Here is a 22011-nt window from a genome sequence, read left to right as displayed (position 1 = left end):
AGTGGGCGGCGACGGTCGACCGGAGGGCGCACGGACATTCCGTGCGCCCTCCGGGCTGTTCGCGATCGGGATCGCGGTGCTGCTGGCGCTCTTCCTGCTGGGCGACGCGGTCGCGAGGGCAGGGTGGGGGCGGATGCTCCTTCTCGCACCCTGGATCCTGCTCGCCCTGTGGATCGTGTACGAGAACGCCTACGTCTCGAGCGTGCGCATCGACGATGAGGGCGCGACCGTGCAGAACCTGCTGCGACGGACCTCCTTCGGATGGAAGCGCGTGCGTTCGATCGAGCTTCGCTGGCAGCTTGTCTTCCTGCTCGACGACGGCAGGAAGCTCTCCTGCTACGGAGGTCCCGCGAAAGCGGGTCCGATGCGTCGACCGGGACGTGTCGGCGATGCGAGTGAGCCCGCAGGTGTCCGCTCGCTCGCCGAGATCGAGGAACGGTGGGAGGCTGCTCCCGAGACGGCGGATGCTCCGATCACCCGCTCGTGGGACTGGCCCGCCCTCATCGCGCTGGGCGTCATCGTCGTCTGGGCGGTCGCCGCGATCCTGATCGCGAACGCCTGAGCCGGATCAGCCGGGGAGCCCGAACAGGGCGGGCCACGTCGCGGCCGCCCACGGGTAGCCGACGAAGACCGTCGCGTCGATCAGGAAGTGGGCGACGAGGAACGGCAGCAGCCGCCCCGAGCGCTGGAACAGCCAGCCGAACAGCAGCCCCATGGCGAAGTTCCCGATGAAAGCGCCCGGTCCCTGGTACAGGTGGTAGCTGGCGCGCAGCGCGGAGGTGGTGAGGATGATCGTCCACGGGCCCCATCCGAGTTCGCGCAGCCGGGCGAACAGATAGCCGAGGACGACGAACTCCTCCTGGATCGCCGCGCGTGCGGCCGAGAGCAGCAGCACGGGCACGGTCCACCAGAAGGCGTCCAGGCCGCCGGGGTTGACTGCGACGAAGAGCCCCAGAGCACGGCCGACGAGATAGAGGCCGAGGCCCGGGATGCCGATGGCCAGCACGAGGAGGATGCCGCGCCCGGCATCCATGCCGATCGTGCTGCCGTCGAGACCGAGCCGCCCCAGATGAGGTCGCGACGCCTGCCACAGCAGGAAACACACCAGAAGCACCGGCACGAGCGAGAAGCCGATCGACAGCACCTGATAGATCAGGTCGAAGATCTCACGGTCGCTGCGCGAGGGATTGAGCGTCGCAGTCTGATCGGCCAGGGGAGTGGTGTCGGTGAGCCGGTAGGCGAGCTGCACGATCGCGTACACCGCCGACTGACCGAGACCCAGAGCGAGCACGATCGCGATCTCCCATCGGATGCGGGAGCGTCCGGCGACGCGCTTCGCTCGCTCGGGAACCGGGGCAGTGGAGATCACAGCCCCGATCGTACGACGGGTGCTCAGGTATCCGCTGTGCGCATACGGTATCCTGGAACGTCGGGTTCCCGGCTTCTCCCACCACCTTCTTAGGATTCCTGCATGGCGCACGCCCTCCGTTCAGACCTCCGCAACGTCGCAATCGTCGCTCACGTCGACCACGGCAAGACCACTCTCGTCGACGCGATGCTCCGTCAGACCGGCTCGTTCGGCGAGCACGCTCACGTCGAGGAGCGCGCCATGGACTCCAACGACCTGGAGCGCGAGAAGGGCATCACGATCCTCGCCAAGAACACGGCGATCACGTACAAGGGCGAGCACGCCGGCGGCAAGGAGATCACGATCAACGTGATCGACACCCCCGGTCACGCCGACTTCGGCGGTGAGGTCGAGCGCGGCCTGTCCATGGTCGACGGTGTGGTGCTGCTGGTCGACGCGAGCGAGGGTCCGCTCCCGCAGACGCGCTTCGTGCTGCGCAAGGCCCTCGAGGCCAAGCTGCCCGTCATCCTCCTGGTGAACAAGACCGACCGGCCCGATGCGCGCATCGCCGAGGTCGAGGAGGAGGCGCACGATCTGCTGCTCGGGCTCGCGTCCGACCTGGTCGACGACGTGCCCGACCTCGACGTCGACGCACTGCTCGACGTGCCGGTGGTCTACGCCTCCGGTCGCGCTGGCGCTGCTTCGCGCAATCGCCCCGCCGATGGCTCGCTGCCCGACAACGACGACCTCGAGCCGCTGTTCGAGGCCATCCTCGAGCACGTCCCGGCCCCGTCGTACGACGACGAGGCTCCGCTGCAGGCGTGGGTCACGAACCTCGACTCCAGCCCCTTCCTCGGCCGCCTCGCGCTGCTGCGCGTCTTCAACGGCACGCTCAAGAAGGGCCAGACCGTGGCCTGGGTGCGCGCTGACGGCACCACCGCCAACGCGCGTATCACCGAGCTGCTGAAGACCCGCGCCCTCGAGCGCTACCCCGCCGAGGAGGCAGGCCCCGGCGACATCGTCGCCATCGCGGGCTTCGAGAACATCACGATCGGCGAGACCATCGCCGATCCGGAGGACATCCGTCCCCTCCCGGCGATCACGGTCGACGACCCGGCCATCTCGATGACGATCGGCACCAACACCTCGCCTCTCATGGGGAAGGTCAAGGGGCACAAGCTCACGGCTCGCATGGTCAAGGACCGCCTCGACCGAGAGCTCATCGGCAACGTCTCGCTCAAGGTCGTCGACATCGGCCGCCCCGACGCCTGGGAGGTCCAGGGTCGCGGTGAGCTCGCGCTCGCCATCCTCGTCGAGAACATGCGCCGTGAGGGCTTCGAGCTCACGGTCGGCAAGCCGCAGGTGGTCACGAAGAAGATCGACGGCAAGACGTACGAGCCGTTCGAGCACCTCACCATCGACACGCCTGAGGAGCACCTCGGCGCGATCACGCAGCTGCTCGCGAACCGCAAGGGCCGCATGGAGAACATGACGAACCACGGCACCGGCTGGGTGCGCATGGAGTTCATCGTCCCCTCGCGCGGGCTCATCGGCTTCCGCAGCGAATTCCTCACCACGACCCGCGGCACCGGCATCGCGAACGCGATCTCGCACGGATACGAGCCCTGGGCGGGCCAGATCACGACGCGTCAGAACGGCTCCATCGTCGCCGACCGCCAGGGCGTCGTGACGCCGTTCGCGATGATCGCCCTGCAGGAGCGCATGTCGTTCTTCGTGCAGCCGACCGAAGAGGTCTACGAGGGCATGGTGATCGGCGAGAACTCGCGCGCCGACGACATGGACGTGAACATCACCAAGGAGAAGAAGCTCACCAACATGCGCTCCTCCACGGCCGACAACTTCGAGTCGATGACGCCTCCGCGTCTGCTGACGCTCGAGGAGAGCCTGGAGTTCGCACGCGACGACGAATGCGTCGAGGTGACGCCGGAGAAGGTCCGCATCCGCAAGGTGATCCTCGACCAGACCGTTCGCGGACGCGAGGCCTCTCGCCTGAAGCGCCAGGACGCGAACGCCTGACAACACTCTGAGAGGTTGCCCAGCAGCACCTCCACGAAAGGGCCCTGCACTCGCCGAATCGGCGGATGCAGGGCCCTTTTCTCATGATTCATCCAGGTGACGCAGATTTTTCGTTCAGGTCGCTGCTTCAGACTCGATGACTTGTGCCCGGGATGACTTCCCGATGAGTCTCCTGCGAGGGCGCGAACGACGACCCGAAAGTCGAACTCATCATCATGCTCCAGAACACCCGTGCGCTCCGGCGCGCCTCCGCCGCGGCATCCGCCCGCTCCGACGTCACCGGCCGCCGGCCGGTCCTCATCTTCGCCGCCGCGGGCGCCGCTCTGCTCGGCATCACGCTCACGGTCGGCGTCGTCTCGTCGCCGGCGGCCGGCAGCGAGAACGCGGTCCAGGCTGTCGCCCAGCTGGCCGGACCCGAGCCGCTGGCCAAGGTCGCGGACGAGGCATCCACGAGCCTGGTCGCGGCGCATGCAGCAGTCGATGCGGCGATCGATCTGAACGCACAGGTCGTGCTCTCCGGTCTCGACCTCGGCGATTCCGCGACGGCGATCGACACGGGCGAGCTGCACCACGACATCAACGCCCTGGACGAGCGAGCCGTGATGCCGGGGATGCTCCTGACCGTGCTGACTGCGGATGCCGAGAAGGAGACCGCCGAGGTCGTAGAGCAGACCGCGACCCTGCAGGCCGCCCTCACCGCCGCTCAGGAGAAGAAGGCGGCCGATGATGCGGCGAAGGCCGCGGCCGAGCAGGCCGCAGCGCAGGCGGCAGCCGCCGCGGCAGCTCTCGCCGCTGTGAACACCCCCGACGGAGCGCGGGCAGCCGCCCGTGACATGGCCGCGAGCCAGTACGGGTGGGGAGACGACCAGTTCCAGTGCCTGAACTCGCTGTGGAACAAGGAGTCCAGCTGGAACTACCAGGCCTACAATCCCTCCGGGGCCACCGGGATCCCGCAGGCGCTGCCCGGCAGCAAGATGGCGTCGTCCGGAAGCGACTGGGCCACGAACGCCGCGACTCAGATCGCCTGGGGCCTGGGCTACATCTCCTCCGTGTACGGCACGCCGTGCAGCGCCTGGGGGCACTCGCAGGCGACGAACTGGTACTGATTGACTTTCGCCTTCGCCCCGACGCCGGGCATCAGCGCAGCTCTGAGATGAGCACGGCGCTGGTGCCCGGCGTCGTCGCGTCGAAGACGTGCGGCTCATCGCCGGGATAGGTCAGATAGTCGCCCGGGTTCAGCAGCACCGGCGCGTCCGCCGGGCCTACAAGCGCCTGGCCTGCGCTGAGGATGACGTGCTCGATCGTCCCCGGGTGATGCGGGTCAGATCGGCGCGCATCGCCGGGCTCTGCCTGGATGAGGTAGATGTCCCGGCGCGCCCCCGGCGGGGTGGCCGAGAGCAGGGTGGCGCTGTACGCAGCAGCGGATGACGGCACGCGGGCCCGATCTTCGGCGCGGATGAGGGTCGGAGCGTTCGGCTGCTGGTCCACGAGATCGGCGAAGGGAACGCCGAGCGCGACGCCGAGAGCCCACAGGGTCTCGACGCTGGGGCCGACCTGTCCGCTCTCGAGCTGCGAGACCGTCGCCTTGGACACGCCCGCCCTGCGGGCCAGCTCCGAGACCGAAAGCGCGGCGGCCTCGCGCTCGCGGCGGATGGTGCGGGCGATGCGGGTGCGGAGATCCTCCATGCGTTCATCTTGTCAAACGATCGTTCGCTTGACTATTCGGTGGGCACTGTTCAGAATCATAGTCATGCGTTCACCAGATCGAACGGCCACTCATGTCCGCTGAACGCGAGGTGTGGCGCGAAGCGCTCGGCGTCGTTCTCGCGACGAGCGCCTACGGCATCTCTTTCGGCGCGCTCGCGGTCGCGGCCGGCCTCGACGTGTGGCAGGCATGCGTGTTGAGTCTGCTGATGTTCACGGGCGGGTCGCAGTTCGCCTTCGTCGGCGTGTTCGCGGCCGGGGGAGTTGCGGCGCTCCCGTCGGCGATCGCCTCCGCTGCGCTCCTCGGTGTGCGCAACATCGCCTACGGCATGCGGATGTCGCCGATCGTCGGTGGCGGCGTGCCCCGCCGCGCCGCCGCTGCGCACTTCACGATCGACGAGTCGACGGCGGTCGCGATCTCGCAGAGCGAGCCACGCCTGCGGCGGGTGGGGTTCTGGGGCACGGGGATCGGGATCTTCCTCGGGTGGAACGTCACGACTCTGATCGGCGCGCTGGTCGGCGATGTGCTCGGCGACCCGAAGACGTGGGGGCTGGATGCCGCGGCCGCAGCCGCGTTCCTCGCCCTGCTCTGGCCCCGCCTCAAGCAGCGGCGGGCGATCGCGGTCGGAGCCGCCGCAGCCGTGGTCGCAGCCTCCCTCACGCCCTTGCTGATGCCGGGGCTCCCGGTACTGGTCGCGGCGCTCGTCGCGATCGTCGTGGGCTGGTTCAACTGGCTCGGCGCACGGGAAGGAGCGACCGCATGACTCTCTGGGGTGCCGTCGTGCTCGCGGCGACGATCTGCCTGGCGCTGAAGGCTGCGGGATACCTCGTGCCCGCGAAGGTGCTGGAGGAGCCCCGTGCGGCCCGGATCTCGGATCTTCTCACCGTCGCCCTGCTCGCGGCTCTCGTCGCCGTGCAGACCCTCGGCTCGGGACAGGCGGTCGTCGTCGATGCTCGGGTTCCCGCGCTCCTCGTCGCGGCGGGTCTGCTGTGGATGCGGCAGTCGTTCCTCGTCGTCGTGGTCGCGGCGGCCGCTGTCGCCGCGCTGTTGCGGTTGGCCGGCCTCGCCTCCTGAGCGGACCGCATAGCCCGCGCGAATAGGATCGTGGGGTGACGTGGGTTTCGAGAGTGCTTTCCTGGCTGGCCGCGGCTGTCGTCGGCGGCGTCTTCGGCGTCGCCGGGACCATCGCGCACAGTCTGATGTGGGGACCGATACCGGTCGGCATCATCGTGGGAACGATCGCGTGCGGAGCCATCCTCATCGCGATCCGATCCCTGACCCATGACCGCGCCGCGACGATCGCGGCCGGTGCGGGCATGGTCGGGATGCTGCTCATCATCTCGGGCGTGGGACCGGGGGGATCCGTGGTCGTCGAGAACACGGCCATGGGCCAGATCTGGATCTACCTCGTGGCGGGGCTCGTGATCCTCGCGGTCGCCTGGCCCTCGATCAGGAGGCTTCCGGCGCGCACCGAGGCTGTCGCGGAGGCAGCCCCGACCGATTCTCGCGCGTAGACTGAGACCGTGACGTATGTGATCGCCCTTCCGTGCGTCGATGTGAAGGATCGTGCCTGCATCGACGAGTGCCCCGTTGACTGCATCTACGAGGGGGAGCGTTCGTTGTACATCCATCCGGATGAGTGCGTGGACTGTGGTGCGTGCGAGCCGGTGTGTCCTGTCGAGGCGATCTACTACGAAGATGATCTGCCCGAGGAGTGGGCGGACTACTACAAGGCGAATGTCGAGTTCTTCGACGAGATCGGCTCTCCCGGTGGCGCCGCCAAGACCGGTGTGATCGCCCACGACCACCCCATCATCGCCGCCCTCCCGCCCCAGGGCGAGTGATCGGTGAGCGTCCGCGACCTCGCAGACTACCCGTGGGACGCCGTCGTCCCCTTCCGTGAGCGTGCCGCGCAGCATCCGCAGGGTCTCGTGGACCTGTCGATCGGATCTCCCGTGGATCCGACGCCGGAGGTCGTGCGCCGAGCCCTTGCGGAGGCGACTGACGCGCACGCGTACCCCCAGACCGTCGGCACGCCCGCCCTCCGCGAGGCCATCGTCGACTGGTACGCCCGCCGCCGAGGCGTTCCGGATCTCGCTGTCGGGAACGTCCTGCCCACCATCGGATCCAAGGAGCTCGTCGCGCTGCTGCCGACACTGCTCGGTCTCGGAGAGGGCGACGTCGTGGTGCATCCGCGCATCGCCTATCCGACCTACGAGGTGGGAGCCCGCGTGGCAGGCGCGACACCCGTCGCGATCGACGACCCCGCCGAGTGGCCCCAGGGCGCGAAGCTGATCTGGATCAACAGCCCCGGGAATCCCGACGGCCGCACCTGGACTCTCGATGAGCTTCGCGTCGCCGTCGACCGCGCCCGAGAGCTGGGAGCCGTGCTCGCGAGCGACGAGTGCTACGCGGAGCTGGGCTGGGACGGCCGATGGGCGACCGAGCCGGTTCCGTCCGTTCTGGACCCGCGGGTGACCGGTGGCAGCCGGGCGAACCTGCTGAGCGTGTACTCGCTCAGCAAGCAGTCGAACCTCGCAGGGTACCGGGCGGCCTTCATCGCCGGATGCGCCAAGATCGTCGGCGAGCTGCTCACCGCCCGCAAGCACCTCGGACTCATGCCTCCGGCTCCCGTGCAGCACGCCATGGCGGCGGCGCTTCGCGACGAGGAGCACGTGCGCCTGCAGAAAGAGCTGTACCGCAGCCGCCGCGATGTGCTGCGCCCGGCCCTGGAAGCCGCGGGGTTCCGCATCGACGGCTCCGAGGCGGGGCTCTACCTGTGGGCGACCGAGGGGCGCGACGCCTGGGAGAGCATGGATCGGCTCGCCGGGCTCGGCATCCTCGCGGGGCCGGGGCCCTTCTACGGAGCCCACTCGGACAAGCACGTGCGTCTCACTCTCACAGCCCCCAGCGAGCGCATCGGCGAGGCGGCGCGACGCCTGTCCGCGGCGAATCTATAGATTCCCTCACTGCATCTGTGCTTCTTTTGACGATTGTCACAGTTGGCCGGTGCGCCTACTAGGCTGTAAAGGCGATTCGGTCGTGACCCGACCTGGCGCTCTGCGCCGTGACATCGCCACTTCGGCTTGATCAACACTCTTGAGGAGGCCCGCGTGAGCGCAGGGGCAGAGCAGCAGGCTTCGGCGAAGCTGACGATCGGCGACACCGTCGCAGACTTCCCGATCGTCCGGGGCACCGCCGGACACGACAGCATCGACTTCTCGACCCTGACCCGTCAGACCGGATACACCGGTCTGGACTACGGCTTCGTGAACACCGCCTCGACCAAGTCGTCGGTGACTTTCATCGACGGCGACCAGGGGATCCTCCGCTACCGCGGATATCCGATCGAGCAGCTTGCGGGCAGCACCAGCTACCTCGAGGTGGCGTGGCTGCTCATCTACGGGGAGCTGCCGACGGCATCCGAGCTCGCCGAGTTCGACGACAAGATCCGTCGGCACACCCTCCTGCACGAAGATCTCAAGCACTTCTTCTCCGCCCTCCCGCACACGGCTCACCCGATGTCGGTGCTGTCGTCGGCGGTCGCGGCGCTCTCGACCTACTACGAGGGCCAGACCGACCCGAGCAACCCCGAGCACGTCGAGCTGAACATGATCCGCATGCTCGCGAAGCTCCCGGTGATCGCGGCGTACGCGCACAAGAAGGCGCTCGGTCAGGCGTTCCTCTACCCCGACAACTCGCTGAGCTTCGTCGACAACTTCCTCAAGCTGAACTTCGGCGTTCACTCCGAGCCCTACGAGATCAACCCCGTGATGTCGAAGGCCCTCGAGCTTCTGCTGATCCTGCACGAAGACCACGAGCAGAACGCGTCCACCTCGACCGTGCGGCTTGTGGGCTCCACCGGCGCCAACCAGTTCGCGTCGATCTCGGCCGGCATCCAGGCGCTGTCCGGCCCGCTCCACGGCGGGGCGAACGAAGCCGTCCTCACCATGCTCGGTCAGATCCGCGACTCGGGTCAGAGCGTCGCGCGCTTCGTCGAGCGGGTGAAGAACAAGGAAGAGGGCGTGAAGCTGATGGGCTTCGGGCACCGGGTCTACAAGAACTACGACCCGCGGGCCAAGCTGGTCAAGGCCGCGGCCGATGAGGTGCTGACCTCGCTGGGCGTCTCAGACCCGCTCCTCGACCTCGCCAAGGAGCTCGAGGAGCTCGCGCTGGCGGACGACTACTTCCGCGAGCGTCGCCTGTACCCGAACGTCGACTTCTACACCGGCGTGATCTACAAGGCCATGGGCTTCCCCACGCGCATGTTCACGGTCCTTTTCGCCATCGGACGCCTGCCCGGCTGGCTTGCGCAGTGGCGCGAGCTGAACCTCGACGCGCAGACCAAGATCGGTCGCCCGCAGCAGCTGTACGTCGGCTCGCCCGAGCGCCAGTTCCCCACGCGCTGAGCCGCGGCGGCCATGCCCGTCGTGAGCGCTGAGGCCGTCGTCCCGGTGGATCCGGCGACGGCCTTCGCCGTGTCCCAGACCACGGGCGTCGTGCGACGGAGGTGGGATCCCTTCATCAGCACACAGCACTTCCTCGACGGAGCGGATGCCGCTGCGAAGGACGTGCGCACGTTCACCCGTCAGCGGCTCGGCTTCGTGATGGTGAGCCGCTACGTCTCCTACGCCCCGCCGACGAACGTCGGGATGGTGATGGAGCGCGGGCCCTGGTTCTTCGAGAAGCTCGGCGGTGGCTGGCGGTTCACCGCTGTTCCTGAGGGGACGCTGGCCGTCTGGAAGTACAACTTCTCCTGCCGGCCGGCCTGGCTCGCCCCGATCGCCGAGTGGATCGGCGTGCGCGTGCTCGGCTTCGAGATCCGTCGCAGGCTCGCGGGCTTCGTGCGCGGCTGTTCGGATCCCGTCGTGCTTCAGGCCGTTCGAGAGGGCTGACGTCCGAGCGGCAGCCCGCTCAGACGTCGACGCCCCACCTGCGCGTCGGCGCCCCACTGCACTGACGTCGGTCAGAGGGGGCGTCGACGGCCAGGTGGGGCGTCGGCGCTGTGAACGAAGAGTGCGTCAGCGACCCTGGTAGCTGCGGCCGCCGCCCTGGCGGGCCTGGCCGCCCTGGCGGGCCTGGCCGCCCTGGCGGGAGGCGCCTCCGGCCTGTCCCTGGCCGCCCTGACCCGAGCGGGAGCGACGACGGCGGGCAGGGGGAGTGGATGCTCCGCTGCGCTCTCCTCCGGCCGGGCGCTGCTTGGCCTGGCGCTGCGGCTGAGCCTGGACCGGAGCAGGACGCACGTGCGCCGCGCGCTCGGGGACAAGCTCGGTGAGGGCGGCGGCGGTGACATCCTCGAGCGGTGCCGTGATGGCGGCCTTGCGGAGCAGATCCTTCACATCGCGGCGCTGCTCGGGCAGGACGACGGTCACGACCGTGCCCGCGGCACCTGCGCGTGCCGTGCGGCCAGAGCGGTGCAGGTACGCCTTGTGCTCCATGGGCGGGTCCACGTGGACCACGAGGTCTACGTTGTCGACGTGCACGCCGCGGGCCGCGACGTCGGTCGCGACGAGCACGCGGACCCCGCCGTCCTCAGGGGCGGACGAGAACGCGCCGAGGTTGCGCTCGCGAGCGTTCTGCGAGAGGTTGCCGTGCAGGTCCACCGCCGGGATTCCTGCCGCGGTCAGCTGCTTGGCGAGCTTCTTCGCCTGGTGCTTCGTGCGGGTGAAGAGGATGCGGCGACCGGTGCCTGAGGCGAGGTCGCGCACGAGGGTGGTCTTGTTCTCGGTGGAGTCGACGACGAGCACGCGGTGAGTCATCTCGCCGACCGGCACGCTCTCCTCGTCGACCTCGTGGCTGACGGCGTTCGAGAGGAAGCGGCGTGCAAGCGTGTCGATGCCGCGGTCGAGGGTCGCGCTGAAGAGCAGACGCTGACCGCCGGCGGGCGTGGCGGTGAGGATGCGCGTGACCCCCGGGAGGAATCCGAGGTCGGCCATGTGGTCGGCCTCGTCGAGCACGGTGACCTCGACGGCGTCGAGCTGGACGACCTTCTGCTTCATCAGGTCTTCCAGGCGGCCGGGGCACGCCACGACGATGTCGACGCCGCTGCGCATCGCCTGCTCCTGCGGGCGCTGGCTGACTCCGCCGAAGACGGTCGTGACGCGCAGACCAGCAGCCTCGGCGAGCGGCGCGATGGTCGCGGCGATCTGGGTGGCGAGCTCGCGCGTCGGGGCGAGGACGAGGCCACGCGGGTGGCCGGGGCGGCTCTTGCGAGAAGACGCGGCGAGGCGGGAGACGAGGGGGAGCGCGAAGGCGATCGTCTTGCCGCTGCCGGTCCGGCCGCGGCCGAGCAGGTCGCGCCCGGCGAGGGAATCGGGAAGCGTGTCGCGCTGGATCGCGAACGCCTCGGTCTTGCCGTCCTGAGCGAGGACAGCGGCGAGGTCGGCGGGCACGCCGAGATCGAGGAAGGAAGGCATGAAGTAACTCCTGGACCGTGACACGGTCGGATAAGGGCGTCGAACGTGACGCATGAGGTCGCCGCTCAGAGACCGTGACACGAGGGGGAGCTGGAGCTCCGCGCCCAGGGAAGCGGGAAAGGCGACGAGATGCCGGAACCCGACATCTCGTCTATCCTACCTCAGTTGACGTCGGCCAGCTGCGCGACCGGTGTCGTCGTGGTGGTCCGGACGACCCGCGCACGCACGATCCACACGATGAGCCCCGCCACGAGCATGCATCCGGCGACCAGCATCCACGCCGTCGCGAAGCCGCCGCTGGAGCCATGCGCGGCCGCGCCGAAGACGATCGCGCCGGTCGCCGCCGAGCCGATCGCCGACCCGATCGTTCGAAGGTTGGCGTTGACCCCTGTCGCGACGCCGACGACGTCGGCGGGCACACTCTGCACCACGATGCTCGCCGATGCCGCGTAGGCGAGCCCGCAGCCGATGCCGAAGCCGGCGCCTGCCAGGGCGAGCTGCCAGGGCGAGGTGTGGGCGAAGGCGGCGGATGCTGCGGACGCGGCCATCAGGATCGCGCCAGTGGCCAGCATGGTGCGCAGCGAGACGATGCGGTTCAGCGCTCCGGCTGCGAAGCCGATGCCGCTCATGCCGATGAGCATGGGAACGAGCACCAGCCCGGCGTCGCCGACTGACAACCCGATGCCGCCGGATTCTGTGGAGAGTTCGAGGAACTGCGGCAGATATCCCCAGAATGCGAAGGTGCCGGCTCCGATGAGGAGCGAGGCGGCGTTGGCGGGCCAGATCGCGGGCGAGGCGAGCAGGCGAAGATCGACCAGCGGCTCGGACGAGCGCAGCTCGCGCACGATCCATCCGCTGAAAGCGAGAACGGCTGCGGCGAAGAATGCGAGCGTCGCCGGTGCCGTCCATCCCCAGCGCGACCCGATGCTGAGCGGAACCAGGAGTGCGACGAGCCATATCGACAGCAGCAGTGACGAGACCGCATTGACGTGTCCATGAGCGCGCGCGCCGGAGTCGCGCACGGAGGTGACGGTGAGGAAGCCTCCGACGACGGCGACGAGGAACGGGACGGCGAAGGTTCCGCGCCAACCGACCAGGTCGGCGATGGGGCCGGCGAGTACCGTGCCGGCCGCGCCGCCGATGCCGATCACGGCGCTGACGATGCCGATCGCCCCGGTGACGCGCTCACGGGGGAGGGCGTCGCGGAGAAGCCCGTAGGCGAGCGGGAACAGGGCTCCTCCGACACCCTGCATGACGCGGGCGATGATGAGCACGGTGAGGTCCGGCGCGATCGCGGCGATCACATCGCCGATCGCGACGACGGCGAGCGTGGCGAGGAAGGTTGCGCGTCGCCCCTTCAGGTCGCCGATGCGGCCGAGGGTCGGTGTGGCGACCGCCGCGGCGATGAGCCAGGAGGTCATGCTCCAGCTGGCGGCGTCGGCGGTGATGCCGAACTCTGCCTGCACGAGGGGCACGAGAGGGATGACGAGGTTCTGGAGGAGAGCGATGGAGGAGACCGCGACGGCGATCGCGACCAGAGCGGGGGTGGATGTGCGGGACATGGATCCCTTCCGAGTTCGTGCGAAAGATTGCTAAAGTGGAAGGAGGCCTCCGAGCGGAGGTGCCCTCCGGATTGACATTACCGGAGGGAGCCTCCGCTTTGCAAGAGGTTCGTGGAGACGGCAGAAGGATCGATCGATGACCGCTGAGCTGGTGGCAGCGCCCACTCTGGACGAACGGCGTCCGCGCCGAGCCGATGCGGCGCGCAACTTCGATGCTCTTGTCGCGGCCGGACGGGAGGCCTTCGGCGAAGACGGCGCCGGGGCGTCGCTCGAGGACATCGCCCGGAGAGCGGGCGTCGGCATCGGCACGCTCTACCGGAACTTCCCGACCAGGGACGACCTGATCGAGACCATCTATCTCAGTGAGGTCGAAGCTCTCATCCTCGCCGCGAACGACGTGGCCGATCTCGAGCCGTGGTCCGCGCTGCGCGCGTGGCTCGACCGCTTCGTCGAGTACGTCGGCACCAAGCACGCGCTTCTGGCCGGACTCAACGGCGAGTCGCGAGTGTTCGCGGACTGCAAGGCCAGCCTTCTCGGCGCAGGCTCTTCGCTCGTGAAGAACGCTCAGGCCTCAGGCGATGTCAAGCCGGAGCTCTCGGTGAGCGACGTCGTCAAGCTCGTATCGGCCGTCAGTGCCGTGCGCGCGGACGACGAGCAGCAGCGCCGCCGCCTGATAGATCTTGCGATCGACTCTCTCCGAGCCTGATCAGCCCGATCGCAGGCGTCGCGCTCAGGCGTGCAGGGCCTCGTTGAGAGTCACTCCGACGCCTGCGCGCTGAACGGCCTCGACCGCGCCGCTCAGCGAGTTCCGCCGGAACAGCAGGCCGTCGCGCCCGGACAGCTCGGCGCCCTTCACGCTCGTGCGGCCGCCGTCCGCGGTGCGCGGGCCGTCGACGAGGACGATCTTCGTCCCCGCCGTCACGTAGAGTCCGGCCTCCACGACGCAGTCGTCGCCCAGCGAGATGCCGATGCCGGAGTTCGCACCGAGCAGCGTGCGGGCACCGATCGAGACGCGGTGCTGGCCGCCGCCGGAGAGAGTCCCCATGATCGACGCGCCGCCGCCGATGTCGCTGCCGTCGCCGACGACGACGCCCTGCGAGATGCGCCCCTCCACCATCGAGGCGCCGAGGGTTCCGGCGTTGAAGTTCACGAAGCCCTCGTGCATGACGGTGGTGCCGGGGGAGAGGTGCGCGCCGAGTCGCACCCGCGACGCGTCCGCGATGCGGACGCCGGACGGCTGGACGTAGTCGGTCAGCCGCGGGAACTTGTCCAGGCCCTGCACCTGGATGCCGGCGCGCTGCAGCGCCGGGCGAAGGCGGTTGGCGTCATCAGGGTGCACCGGGCCCGCGTTGGTCCACGCGACGGTGGGAAGGTGCGCGAAGATGCCGTCCAGGTTCACCTCGTTCGGGCGCGCGACGAGATGCGACAGGGCGTGCAGGCGCAGATAGGCATCGGCGGTGGAGGTGGGCGCCGCATCGAGGTCGATCACCAGATGCACGGTCTCGACCGTGACGTTGCGGCGCTCATCCGGTCCGGCGAGCGCCTCGACCGCCCTCAGCGCGGCGGCGACAGCCTCAGCATCCGGCTCGCCCGTGGCCACCTCGGGAAACCAGGCGTCCAGAACGGTGCCATCGCCCGCGATCGTCGTGAGTCCTGTACCCCATGCTGTGCGCGCGTCAGTCATGGAGACAACGCTAGCGCGCCGTGCGCTCGCGCTCTGTGCATATGTCGGTCTGAGTAGGCTTGACGGCATGCCGCTCGATCTCACCTCGTCCTCCGTCGACCTGACTCGCGCGATCTGCGACATCCCGAGCGTCTCGGGCGACGAGCGACTTCTCGCCGACGAGATCGAGCATGCGATCTCCGCATCCGCGCACCTCGAGGTGATCCGCCATGGCAACACCGTCGTCGCCCGGACGAACCTCGGTCGCGCACAGCGTGTGGCCATCGCCGGACACATCGACACAGTGCCGATCAATGGCAACGTGCCGGTCCGGGACATCGAGCTCGATGGCGTGCCGTATCTGTGGGGACGAGGCACGGTCGACATGAAGGCGGGCACCGCCGTGCAGCTCAAGCTCGCCGCCGAGCTCACCGATCCTGTGGTCGACATCACCTGGATGTGGTACGACAACGAGGAGGTCGAGGCTTCGAAGAACGGACTGGCTCTGCTCGCGGCTGTTCGACCCGATCTCTTCGCCGCCGATTTCGCGATCCTCGGTGAGCCGTCGAACGGCGAGGTCGAAGGCGGATGTAACGGCACGCTGCGGGCCGTCGTGCGCACGCACGGCGTGCGCGCGCACGCGGCGCGAGCGTGGATCGGCGAGAACGCGATCCACGCCGCCGCGCCCATCCTCACGAGGCTCGCCGAATACCGCCCCCACTCCGTGGAGGTGGAGGGACTGGTGTATCGGGAGAGCCTGAGCGCCGTCCGGATCGCGGGAGGCGTCGCGGGCAACGTGATCCCCGACTACTGCGAGGTCGAGATCAACTACCGCTTCGCACCGAGCAAGTCGGCCGCAGACGCGGAGGCGCACGTGCGCAACATCCTCGACGGCTTCGAGGTGGAGATCACGGATGCCGCCGAAGGTGCTCGTCCCGGACTCGACGTCGACATCGCCCGGCAGTTCGTCACGGCAGTCGGTGCAGAGCCGCGGCCGAAGTACGGTTGGACCGATGTCGCCCGATTCTCGGCGCTGGGGATCCCGGCCGTGAACTACGGCCCAGGCGACCCGCACCTCGCTCACCACGACGAGGAGCGAGTGCCGCTCTCGCAGATCGACGCCGTCGAACGCGGGCTGCGCGCATGGCTCAGCTCGCGCTGACCGCCTCCCGCCGCTGGGCGGGCGCGCCGCTCGCGCTGCGCATCGCGGTCATCTATCTGTGCGCACGCGCGGTCACCACGGGGTTCCTGGTGGTCGCGGCGACGCAGTCCACCTCCCTGTCGCGCTTCGGCGTGCAGCCCGGGCTGGCCGACTTCGTTCTGGGCTGGGATGCGCAGTGGTACTGGTCGGTGGCCGACTACGGGTACCCCGCCACGCTTCCGCTGACCGATACCGGCGAGATCGCAGAGAACACCTGGGCGTTCATGCCGATCTACGCATACGCCGCGAAGGCCGTCGGGCTGCCGTTCGGCTCGTGGGGGCTCGGAGCATTCCTGATCTCCTTCGTCGCGGGGTATCTCGCCTGCTTGGTTCTGCACCGGCTGCTGCGCGCGCACATCGGACGCTCAGCCGCGACATGGGCCGTCGTCTTCTTCGCCTCGGGCCCCGTGGCCGCGATGTTCCAGGTCGGCTACGCGGAGACGCTCTTCCTGCTGCTGCTCTTCCTCGCGCTCGACGCGGTCGCTCAGCGGCGGTATGCACGTCTCTACCTGCTGGTTCCCCTTCTCGCGTTCACGCGTCCAGGCGTCCTCGCATTCGCCCTCTTCCTCGGGCTCCACGGCATCCTGCGCTGGTATCGTCGGCGAGACGATCCGCTGCCCGCCGCTCACGTCGTCCACATCGTCGCCGCGGGTGCGCTCGCCACCCTGTGCGGCTTCGCCTGGCAGGTGATCGCGGGCATCGCCACGGGCGACCACGGGGCGTATCTCGCCACGGAGCTCGCCTGGAGACGCCACTGGATACTCGGGGGAGTCGACGGGTTCATCCCCTTCGAGGGATGGATCCAGGCGTCGCAGTTCTGGTTCGGGGAATGGGGACTCCCGCAGTCCTGGGGACCGATCGCGCTCGCGATACTGGTCGTGGCGAGCGGCGGGGCGCTCATCTACTCGCGGCACGTGCGAGCGCTGGGAAGCGACATCCGCCTCTGGAGCGCGAGTTACCTGCTCTATCTGCTCGCCGTCTTCTTTCCGCAGTCGAGCACGTTCCGGCTTCTCCTTCCGATCTCCCCGCTGTGGGGCGCGGTCGCCGTGCCGCGCTCGCGTGTCTGGCGGATATGCGTGTTGGTCGCGTGCCTGATCGGCCAATGGACATGGATCCACTTCGTCTACGCCCTCGGCAGCACCTACTGGCAGGTGCCGTGAATGTTAATGATTGATGCATTTATGCACATGCGAACTCCTGGCATCAGTAACACCCGATAAACTGGTTCCATACCACCGAGGAAAAGGAGCCACGATGGCAGCGATGAAGCCGAGGACCGGAGACGGACCCATGGAGGCTGTGAAAGAAGGACGACTCATCATCGTGCGCGTCCCGCTCGAAGGCGGTGGGCGTCTGGTCGTCTCCGTGAACGACGCGGAGGCCAAGGAGCTTCACGACGTGCTCGCCGCTGTCGTGGCGCCGGCCTGATACTTCGACAGGCTCAGCAGCCCAAGGGGCGAGTGCTACGAAGGAGGGCGGCGGATCTTCGGATCCGCCGCCCTCCTTCGTCGTTCACGGCTCAGTCGTTGTCGACGCTGATGAGCTGGAGCAGGCCTTCGCCCGAGGCGGAGACGGTGGCGAGGACCGCGGACGACTCCTGCGTCTCCTGGATCAGCGACCGGTACGCGGAGGTGATCTCGTCGCGCTGCACAGGGTCCGCGACGCGTCCTCCCGTCAGCACCCGGGGGACGAGCACCATGCCTCCGGTGCGCGCGAGGCGGAGCCCGTGCTCGACGTACTCAATCACGTTCTCCGGGTCTGCGTCGATCAGGACGATGTCGTACGACGCCTCGTTCATGCGCGGCAGTACGTCGGCCGCGCGCCCCGTGATGAACCGGGCTTTCGTCGCGGGCACCCGGGCATCGGCGAATGCCTGGCGTGCGGCGGCGAGATGCTCGGGCTCGTTGTCGATCGAGGTGAGCACCGCCTGCGGGGCGCCGTGCAGCAGCCACAGGCCCGAGACGCCGGCGCCGGTGCCGATCTCGACGATCGAGCGCGCGCCGGTCGCGGCGGCGAGGACGGCGATCTGCGATCCGACGGCCGCGCTCACCGGCGCCGCGCCGAGTTCGATCGCGTGCGCGCGGGCGCGGGCGATGGATGCAGGCTCGACGATGGATTCGCGGATGAAACGCGCGTTCGCGTCGTGCTCGCTCATGGCCCTTTTCTCCCACCTGGATGTGTGTGTTCTCAGCGTATGCGCTCAGCGTGCGGCGAGAGGGCAGGCGCGGCGGTAGCCTGGGGAGATGGGATTCGGGCTCACCTTCGAGAAGATGCTGCTGATCGGCCTGATCGCCGTGCTGCTCGTCGGTCCCGAGCGTCTGCCGCGGTATGCCGAGTCATTCGCCAAGCTCGTCCGTCGCGGCGGCGAGCTGCTCCGTGACACGAAGTCCCGTGTGCGCGAGGAGATGGGTCCCGAGATCACGGATGTCGACTGGCGCAAGCTCGATCCGCGGCAGTACGACCCCCGGCGCATCATCCGCGACGCGCTCTTCGAAGACGATCCGGCCCCCGTCAAGGCCGCCACAGCCCTCGTCGAGCCCGCTGCGAGCGCCTTCCCGGTGCGGCCGCCGATCGAGCGGCACGAGTTCTCCCGTACGAGCCCGCCGCCCTTCGACTCCGAAGCGACGTGACAGCCCAGGTTCGCTGATCAGGCGATCCTGGCACGCAGCGTCGCGAGGTCTTCGTCGGTGAACAGCGGGCGAGGCACAGCCGTCACGACCGAGGCGCCGCGCACCTTCAGCAGCACCGCATCGCGACCCGCTCGAATGCTCTGGAACTCGTCGTACGGAATCTCCGATCGGCGCTTGTCCGCGCCGATGAGAAGCGCGCGCTCGCCGAGCTCTACCCACACGATGGTCTCGGGTGGCATCGCGGCGCGCACCGCCCGGCGGGCGTTCACGACGGTCAGCCAGACGGCGTATGCCGCCAGCGCGACGACGGCGACCGGCATCCAGGCGGTGAGCACATCGGCATCCGTCCCCGCTGATCCGAGACTCACGATGCTCGTCGCGAGAGCAGCTGCGAGAACAGCCCACATCACGAGGGCCCACGGACGCGTGAGGGAGTAGAACGACGCATCTCTCGCCATCCTGCGCAGCAGCGTGTCGTCGATCCGTAAAGACGAAGGCACGATCAGCCCACCCGCATCGGCAGCGAGCGTCCGGCGAGGCCCCGCCCGCGACCGCTCAGGGTGCGGGCGAGATCGTGAATCGCCGCAGCGGCGGCATCCGACGGCTCGCCGATCACGACCGGCACGCCGCTGTCGCCACCGGTTCGCAAGGCCGGGCTGAGCGGAATCGACGCGAGCAGCTCGACCGGAGCATCCGCGGAGAGGGCTTCGGCGACGGCCGCACCGCCTCCCGAGCCGAAGAGGTCGATCGAGGTGCCGTCGGGAAGCGTCAGCGCCGCCATGTTCTCGACCACCCCGATCACCTTCTGGCCGGTCTGACGGGCGACGAGGCCGCTGCGGATCGCCACCTCGGCGGCCGCAGCCTGTGGCGTGGTGACGACCAGCACCTCGGCATGAGGGAGGATCTGCCCGATCGAGATCGCGATGTCACCGGTGCCAGGGGGCATGTCGATCAGCAGGATGTCGAGGTCGCCGAAGAACACGTCGGTGAGGAACTGCTGCACGGTGCGGTGCAGCATGGGTCCGCGCCAGGCGACCACGGCCTCGCCGTCGCGCAGGAACATGCCGATCGAGATCGTCTTCACCCCGTACGCGACCGGGGGCAGCATCAGGTCGTCGATGCGGGTCGGCTGAGTGCCCGCAGGGATGCCGAGCAGCCCCGGTATCGAGAAGCCATGCACGTCGGCGTCGACCAGCCCGACCGAGAGCCCCTGCTCCGCGAGAGCGACCGCGAGATTGGCCGTCATCGTGGACTTGCCGACGCCCCCCTTGCCGCTGGAGACGAGGATCACGCGGGTGAGCGAGTCGGGACCGAACGGCATCTGTCTGGCCGGTCGCCCGTCGCGGAGCTTCTCCGTGAGCGCTTTGCGCTCACCCGGGGTCATCACGCCCACCTCGACGACGGCTTCCTCGATGCCGGGAACGGATGCTGCGGCCGCCCGCACATCGGACTCGATGCGCGCGGCGGCCGGGCACCCGACGATCGTGAGAACGATGGACACCCGCGCCGTCGAGCCGTCGACGACGATGTCGCGCACCATGTCGAGGTCGCCGATGGGCCGGCGCAGCTCGGGGTCGGTGACGGCGGCGACCGCCTGCCGGACAGCATCCTGAGTCGTCATGAGGCCTTGTCGTCGTGATCGTCGAGCTCTGCGAGCAGTGCCTTCAGCTCCTGGCGGAGCACATCGCGCGTCACGACCTGCGAGTTGCGCTCCTCGAGCGACATGCGCAGCGCGACGATCTCTCGTGCGAGGTACTCCGTGTCGGCGAGGTTCCGCTCGGCGCGCTGCCGGTCCTGTTCGATCTGCACGCGGTCGCGGTCGTCCTGGCGGTTCTGCGCGAGCAGGATCAGGGGAGCGGCGTACGACGCCTGCAGTGACAGCATCAGGGTGAGCGCCGTGAAGCCGAGTGCCGCGTCGTCGAAGCGCACGCTGTCGGGCATGAGGGTGTTCCAGCCGATCCAGAGCACGCAGAACAGGCTGAGCAGCAACAGGAACGCGGGAGTGCCCATGGCGCGTGCGATCCACTCGGTGAACCTGCCGAAGCGATCGCGGGAGGCGGGCCGCTGGCGCGTGGTGCCGCGGCCGAGCGGCGCGTCGAGGCGTGCGCTGTTCTTGGCCATCAGCGCACCTCCTTGGCCGGCTGCTCGTCGTCGTCATGCGTGCGCCAGTCGTCGGGCAGCAGATAGTCGAGCACGTCATCGACGCTGATCGCTCCGACGAGACGGTGCGCCGCGTCGATCACGGGGAGCGACACGAGGTCGTAGCTGGCGAGCATCCGGGCGACCTCCGCGGCGGATGCCGTGACGGGAACCGGCTCGAGGCTGTCGTCCACGATCGCCCCGAGGCGCTCGTGCGGGGGATAGCGCAGCATCCGCTGGAAGTGCACCATCCCGAGCAGGCGGCCCGTCGGCGTCTCGAACGGCGGCAGCGTGACGAAGACGGCCGCGGCGAGTGCGGGATGCAGCTCGTGGCGGCGGATCAGCGCGAGCGCCTCGGCGACCGTCGCATCCGCCGACAGGATGATGGGCTCAGGGGTCATCAGGCCGCCGGCGGTATCGGGGCCGTACCGCAGCAGCATCCTGACGTCCTCCGCCTCCTCCGGCTCCATGAGGGCGAGCAGGTGCTCGAGCCGCTCAGGCGGGAGCTGCGCGAGCAGGTCGGCCGCGTCGTCCGGCTCCATCTCGTCGAGGACGTCGGCGGCGCGCTCATCACCGAGACGGTCGAGGATGTCGACCTGATCGTCCTCGGGCATCTCCTCGAGCGCATCGGCGAGGCGGTCGTCGGAGAGCTCCTCGGCGACCTCGATCAGGCGCTGCTGCGGCAGATCGAGCAGGGTCGTGGCGAGATCGGCCGCGTGCAGTTCGGAGTACGAGGCGACCAGCTGCTCGGCGGACTGGGATTCGCCGGGCGCGCGTCGCTCCGAGACGTCGTTCCACGCCGCGAAGGTCGTCGGCCCCTTCGCGAACGGAGACGCGCTGGTCTTCGGACGCCGCAGGAACAGCTGGCTGATCGCCCATTCGCCCAGGCGGTTCGGCTCGATCGCGACATCTTCGATCACGGCTGTGCCTGTGCCGTCGACGAGGTTCACCCTGCGGCCGAGCATCTCGGCCAGGATGCGCACCTCGCCGGCTCGCGGCGAGAACCGGCGCACGTTGATGAGACCCGTGCTGATGACCTGCCCTGCACGGATCGAGCTGACCCGTCCGATCGAGAGGAAAACCTGGCGGCGACCGGGAATCTCGACCACCAGGCCGATCACTCGAGGGGCCGCGGTACTTCGGTACACGACGACGACGTCCCGGACCTTGCCGAGCCGGTCGCCTACGGGGTCGAAGACGGCGCACCCTGCCAGGCGCGCGGCGAATACCCGTTGTGTGCTCACCGTTCCAGCGTAGTGCGCGGCCCTGTTCGCGGGTGCCCATGGTCGTTGTTCCGCGCCGGCGCTCAG

The 22011-nt window shown here is 68.9% G+C and carries 25 protein-coding genes; 15 read left to right on the top strand and 10 right to left on the bottom strand.

What is annotated here, in order from left to right:
• The first annotated feature begins 1 nt into the window (after position 1).
• Entirely contained in the window at positions 2 to 562 is a 561-nt protein-coding gene (locus RS84_RS17745) for a PH domain-containing protein (protein ID WP_082062250.1), read from the top strand.
• A 6-nt stretch (positions 563 to 568) separates the two neighbouring features.
• Here the strand turns inward: RS84_RS17745 and RS84_RS17740 are convergent, their stop codons facing one another.
• Positions 569 to 1369: a CPBP family intramembrane glutamic endopeptidase gene (locus RS84_RS17740; protein ID WP_045259035.1), complete on the bottom strand. Its 801-nt coding sequence runs from the start codon at positions 1367 to 1369 to the stop codon at positions 569 to 571.
• A 102-nt stretch (positions 1370 to 1471) separates the two neighbouring features.
• Here RS84_RS17740 and typA point away from each other — a divergent pair, with 102 nt between their 5' ends.
• Together typA and RS84_RS17730 are read left to right on the top strand one after the other, a co-directional pair.
• The gene (gene typA / locus RS84_RS17735; RefSeq protein ID WP_045259034.1) at positions 1472 to 3385 is read left to right on the top strand and encodes a translational GTPase TypA; all 1914 of its coding nucleotides are present in this window, start codon (positions 1472 to 1474) and stop codon (positions 3383 to 3385) included.
• A 215-nt stretch (positions 3386 to 3600) separates the two neighbouring features.
• On the top strand, positions 3601 to 4491 hold the full coding sequence (locus RS84_RS17730; protein WP_052676432.1) for a phospholipase: 891 nt from the start codon (positions 3601 to 3603) through the stop codon (positions 4489 to 4491).
• Positions 4492 to 4522: 31 nt separating this feature from the next.
• On the opposite strand, the gene RS84_RS17725 is transcribed toward RS84_RS17730, so the two are convergent.
• The gene (locus tag RS84_RS17725) at positions 4523 to 5071 is read right to left on the bottom strand and encodes a helix-turn-helix domain-containing protein (RefSeq protein WP_045259033.1); all 549 of its coding nucleotides are present in this window, start codon (positions 5069 to 5071) and stop codon (positions 4523 to 4525) included.
• A gap of 92 nt (positions 5072 to 5163) precedes the next feature.
• On the opposite strand from RS84_RS17725, the gene RS84_RS17720 reads away from it, so the two are divergent.
• The 7 genes from RS84_RS17720 to RS84_RS17690 all read left to right on the top strand — a co-directional run bounded on the left by RS84_RS17720 (position 5164) and on the right by RS84_RS17690 (position 9985).
• Complete coding sequence (locus tag RS84_RS17720) at positions 5164 to 5853, top strand: AzlC family ABC transporter permease (protein WP_045259032.1); 690 nt, start codon at positions 5164 to 5166, stop codon at positions 5851 to 5853.
• Positions 5850 to 6164: an AzlD domain-containing protein gene (locus RS84_RS17715; protein ID WP_045259031.1), complete on the top strand. Its 315-nt coding sequence runs from the start codon at positions 5850 to 5852 to the stop codon at positions 6162 to 6164. The genes RS84_RS17720 and RS84_RS17715 overlap by 4 nt, the downstream gene beginning before the upstream one ends.
• A 35-nt stretch (positions 6165 to 6199) precedes the next feature.
• Complete coding sequence (locus RS84_RS17710) at positions 6200 to 6604, top strand: hypothetical protein (RefSeq protein ID WP_045259030.1); 405 nt, start codon at positions 6200 to 6202, stop codon at positions 6602 to 6604.
• Positions 6605 to 6613: 9 nt separating this feature from the next.
• On the top strand, positions 6614 to 6934 hold the full coding sequence (fdxA, locus tag RS84_RS17705) for a ferredoxin (RefSeq protein WP_045259029.1): 321 nt from the start codon (positions 6614 to 6616) through the stop codon (positions 6932 to 6934).
• A 3-nt stretch (positions 6935 to 6937) separates the two neighbouring features.
• On the top strand, positions 6938 to 8050 hold the full coding sequence (gene dapC / locus RS84_RS17700; RefSeq protein WP_045259028.1) for a succinyldiaminopimelate transaminase: 1113 nt from the start codon (positions 6938 to 6940) through the stop codon (positions 8048 to 8050).
• A 153-nt stretch (positions 8051 to 8203) separates the two neighbouring features.
• The gene (locus tag RS84_RS17695) at positions 8204 to 9499 is read left to right on the top strand and encodes a citrate synthase (protein ID WP_082062249.1); all 1296 of its coding nucleotides are present in this window, start codon (positions 8204 to 8206) and stop codon (positions 9497 to 9499) included.
• 12 nt (positions 9500 to 9511) lie between these two features.
• Positions 9512 to 9985, top strand: coding sequence for an SRPBCC family protein (locus RS84_RS17690; RefSeq protein WP_045259027.1), 474 nt, complete (start codon positions 9512 to 9514; stop codon positions 9983 to 9985).
• Positions 9986 to 10111: 126 nt separating this feature from the next.
• On the opposite strand, the gene RS84_RS17685 is transcribed toward RS84_RS17690, so the two are convergent.
• Positions 10112 to 11506: a DEAD/DEAH box helicase gene (locus tag RS84_RS17685; protein ID WP_045259026.1), complete on the bottom strand. Its 1395-nt coding sequence runs from the start codon at positions 11504 to 11506 to the stop codon at positions 10112 to 10114.
• Between the two features lie 161 nt (positions 11507 to 11667).
• The gene (locus RS84_RS17680) at positions 11668 to 13068 is read right to left on the bottom strand and encodes an MFS transporter (protein ID WP_045259025.1); all 1401 of its coding nucleotides are present in this window, start codon (positions 13066 to 13068) and stop codon (positions 11668 to 11670) included.
• A gap of 136 nt (positions 13069 to 13204) precedes the next feature.
• Between RS84_RS17680 and RS84_RS17675 the strand changes: the two genes are divergently transcribed.
• Positions 13205 to 13774, top strand: a complete 570-nt coding sequence (locus tag RS84_RS17675; RefSeq protein ID WP_045259024.1) for a TetR/AcrR family transcriptional regulator — start codon at positions 13205 to 13207, stop codon at positions 13772 to 13774.
• 24 nt (positions 13775 to 13798) lie between these two features.
• Here the strand turns inward: RS84_RS17675 and dapD are convergent, their stop codons facing one another.
• Positions 13799 to 14752, bottom strand: coding sequence for a 2,3,4,5-tetrahydropyridine-2,6-dicarboxylate N-succinyltransferase (gene dapD / locus RS84_RS17670; RefSeq protein ID WP_045259023.1), 954 nt, complete (start codon positions 14750 to 14752; stop codon positions 13799 to 13801).
• A gap of 67 nt (positions 14753 to 14819) precedes the next feature.
• Here dapD and dapE point away from each other — a divergent pair, with 67 nt between their 5' ends.
• From dapE to RS84_RS19030, 3 genes are all read left to right on the top strand, one after another.
• The gene (gene dapE, locus RS84_RS17665; RefSeq protein ID WP_045259022.1) at positions 14820 to 15893 is read left to right on the top strand and encodes a succinyl-diaminopimelate desuccinylase; all 1074 of its coding nucleotides are present in this window, start codon (positions 14820 to 14822) and stop codon (positions 15891 to 15893) included.
• The gene (locus tag RS84_RS17660; RefSeq protein WP_045259021.1) at positions 15875 to 17092 is read left to right on the top strand and encodes a hypothetical protein; all 1218 of its coding nucleotides are present in this window, start codon (positions 15875 to 15877) and stop codon (positions 17090 to 17092) included. Before dapE ends, RS84_RS17660 begins: the two co-directional genes overlap by 19 nt.
• A gap of 94 nt (positions 17093 to 17186) precedes the next feature.
• A complete protein-coding gene (locus tag RS84_RS19030; protein WP_017203323.1) occupies positions 17187 to 17360 on the top strand; it encodes a DUF3117 domain-containing protein in 174 nt (57 codons plus the stop codon).
• A 91-nt stretch (positions 17361 to 17451) separates the two neighbouring features.
• On the opposite strand, the gene RS84_RS17655 is transcribed toward RS84_RS19030, so the two are convergent.
• Complete coding sequence (locus RS84_RS17655; RefSeq protein WP_045259020.1) at positions 17452 to 18087, bottom strand: O-methyltransferase; 636 nt, start codon at positions 18085 to 18087, stop codon at positions 17452 to 17454.
• A gap of 88 nt (positions 18088 to 18175) precedes the next feature.
• Here RS84_RS17655 and RS84_RS17650 point away from each other — a divergent pair, with 88 nt between their 5' ends.
• Positions 18176 to 18562, top strand: a complete 387-nt coding sequence (locus tag RS84_RS17650) for a translocase (RefSeq protein ID WP_045259019.1) — start codon at positions 18176 to 18178, stop codon at positions 18560 to 18562.
• Between the two features lie 17 nt (positions 18563 to 18579).
• Here the strand turns inward: RS84_RS17650 and RS84_RS17645 are convergent, their stop codons facing one another.
• The 4 genes from RS84_RS17645 to RS84_RS17630 are packed head-to-tail and all read right to left on the bottom strand — an operon-like array spanning position 18580 to position 21945.
• Positions 18580 to 19020, bottom strand: a complete 441-nt coding sequence (locus RS84_RS17645; protein WP_235281523.1) for a YcxB family protein — start codon at positions 19018 to 19020, stop codon at positions 18580 to 18582.
• A gap of 44 nt (positions 19021 to 19064) precedes the next feature.
• The gene (locus tag RS84_RS17640; RefSeq protein ID WP_045259017.1) at positions 19065 to 20183 is read right to left on the bottom strand and encodes an Mrp/NBP35 family ATP-binding protein; all 1119 of its coding nucleotides are present in this window, start codon (positions 20181 to 20183) and stop codon (positions 19065 to 19067) included.
• Positions 20180 to 20683 carry a DUF1003 domain-containing protein gene (locus RS84_RS17635; protein WP_045259016.1) on the bottom strand — a complete coding sequence of 168 codons (504 nt, stop codon included), beginning with the start codon at positions 20681 to 20683 and terminating at the stop codon, positions 20180 to 20182. Before RS84_RS17635 ends, RS84_RS17640 begins: the two co-directional genes overlap by 4 nt.
• Positions 20683 to 21945, bottom strand: a complete 1263-nt coding sequence (locus RS84_RS17630; protein WP_045259015.1) for a magnesium transporter MgtE N-terminal domain-containing protein — start codon at positions 21943 to 21945, stop codon at positions 20683 to 20685. Before RS84_RS17630 ends, RS84_RS17635 begins: the two co-directional genes overlap by 1 nt.
• Positions 21946 to 22011 lie beyond the last annotated feature (66 nt).

The organism is Microbacterium hydrocarbonoxydans (genome assembly GCF_000956475.1).
GTDB classification, from domain to species: domain Bacteria; phylum Actinomycetota; class Actinomycetes; order Actinomycetales; family Microbacteriaceae; genus Microbacterium; species Microbacterium hydrocarbonoxydans_A.
The sequence above is the reverse complement of the archived record's forward strand: the minus strand, read 5'-3'. Positions and strand labels throughout refer to the sequence as shown.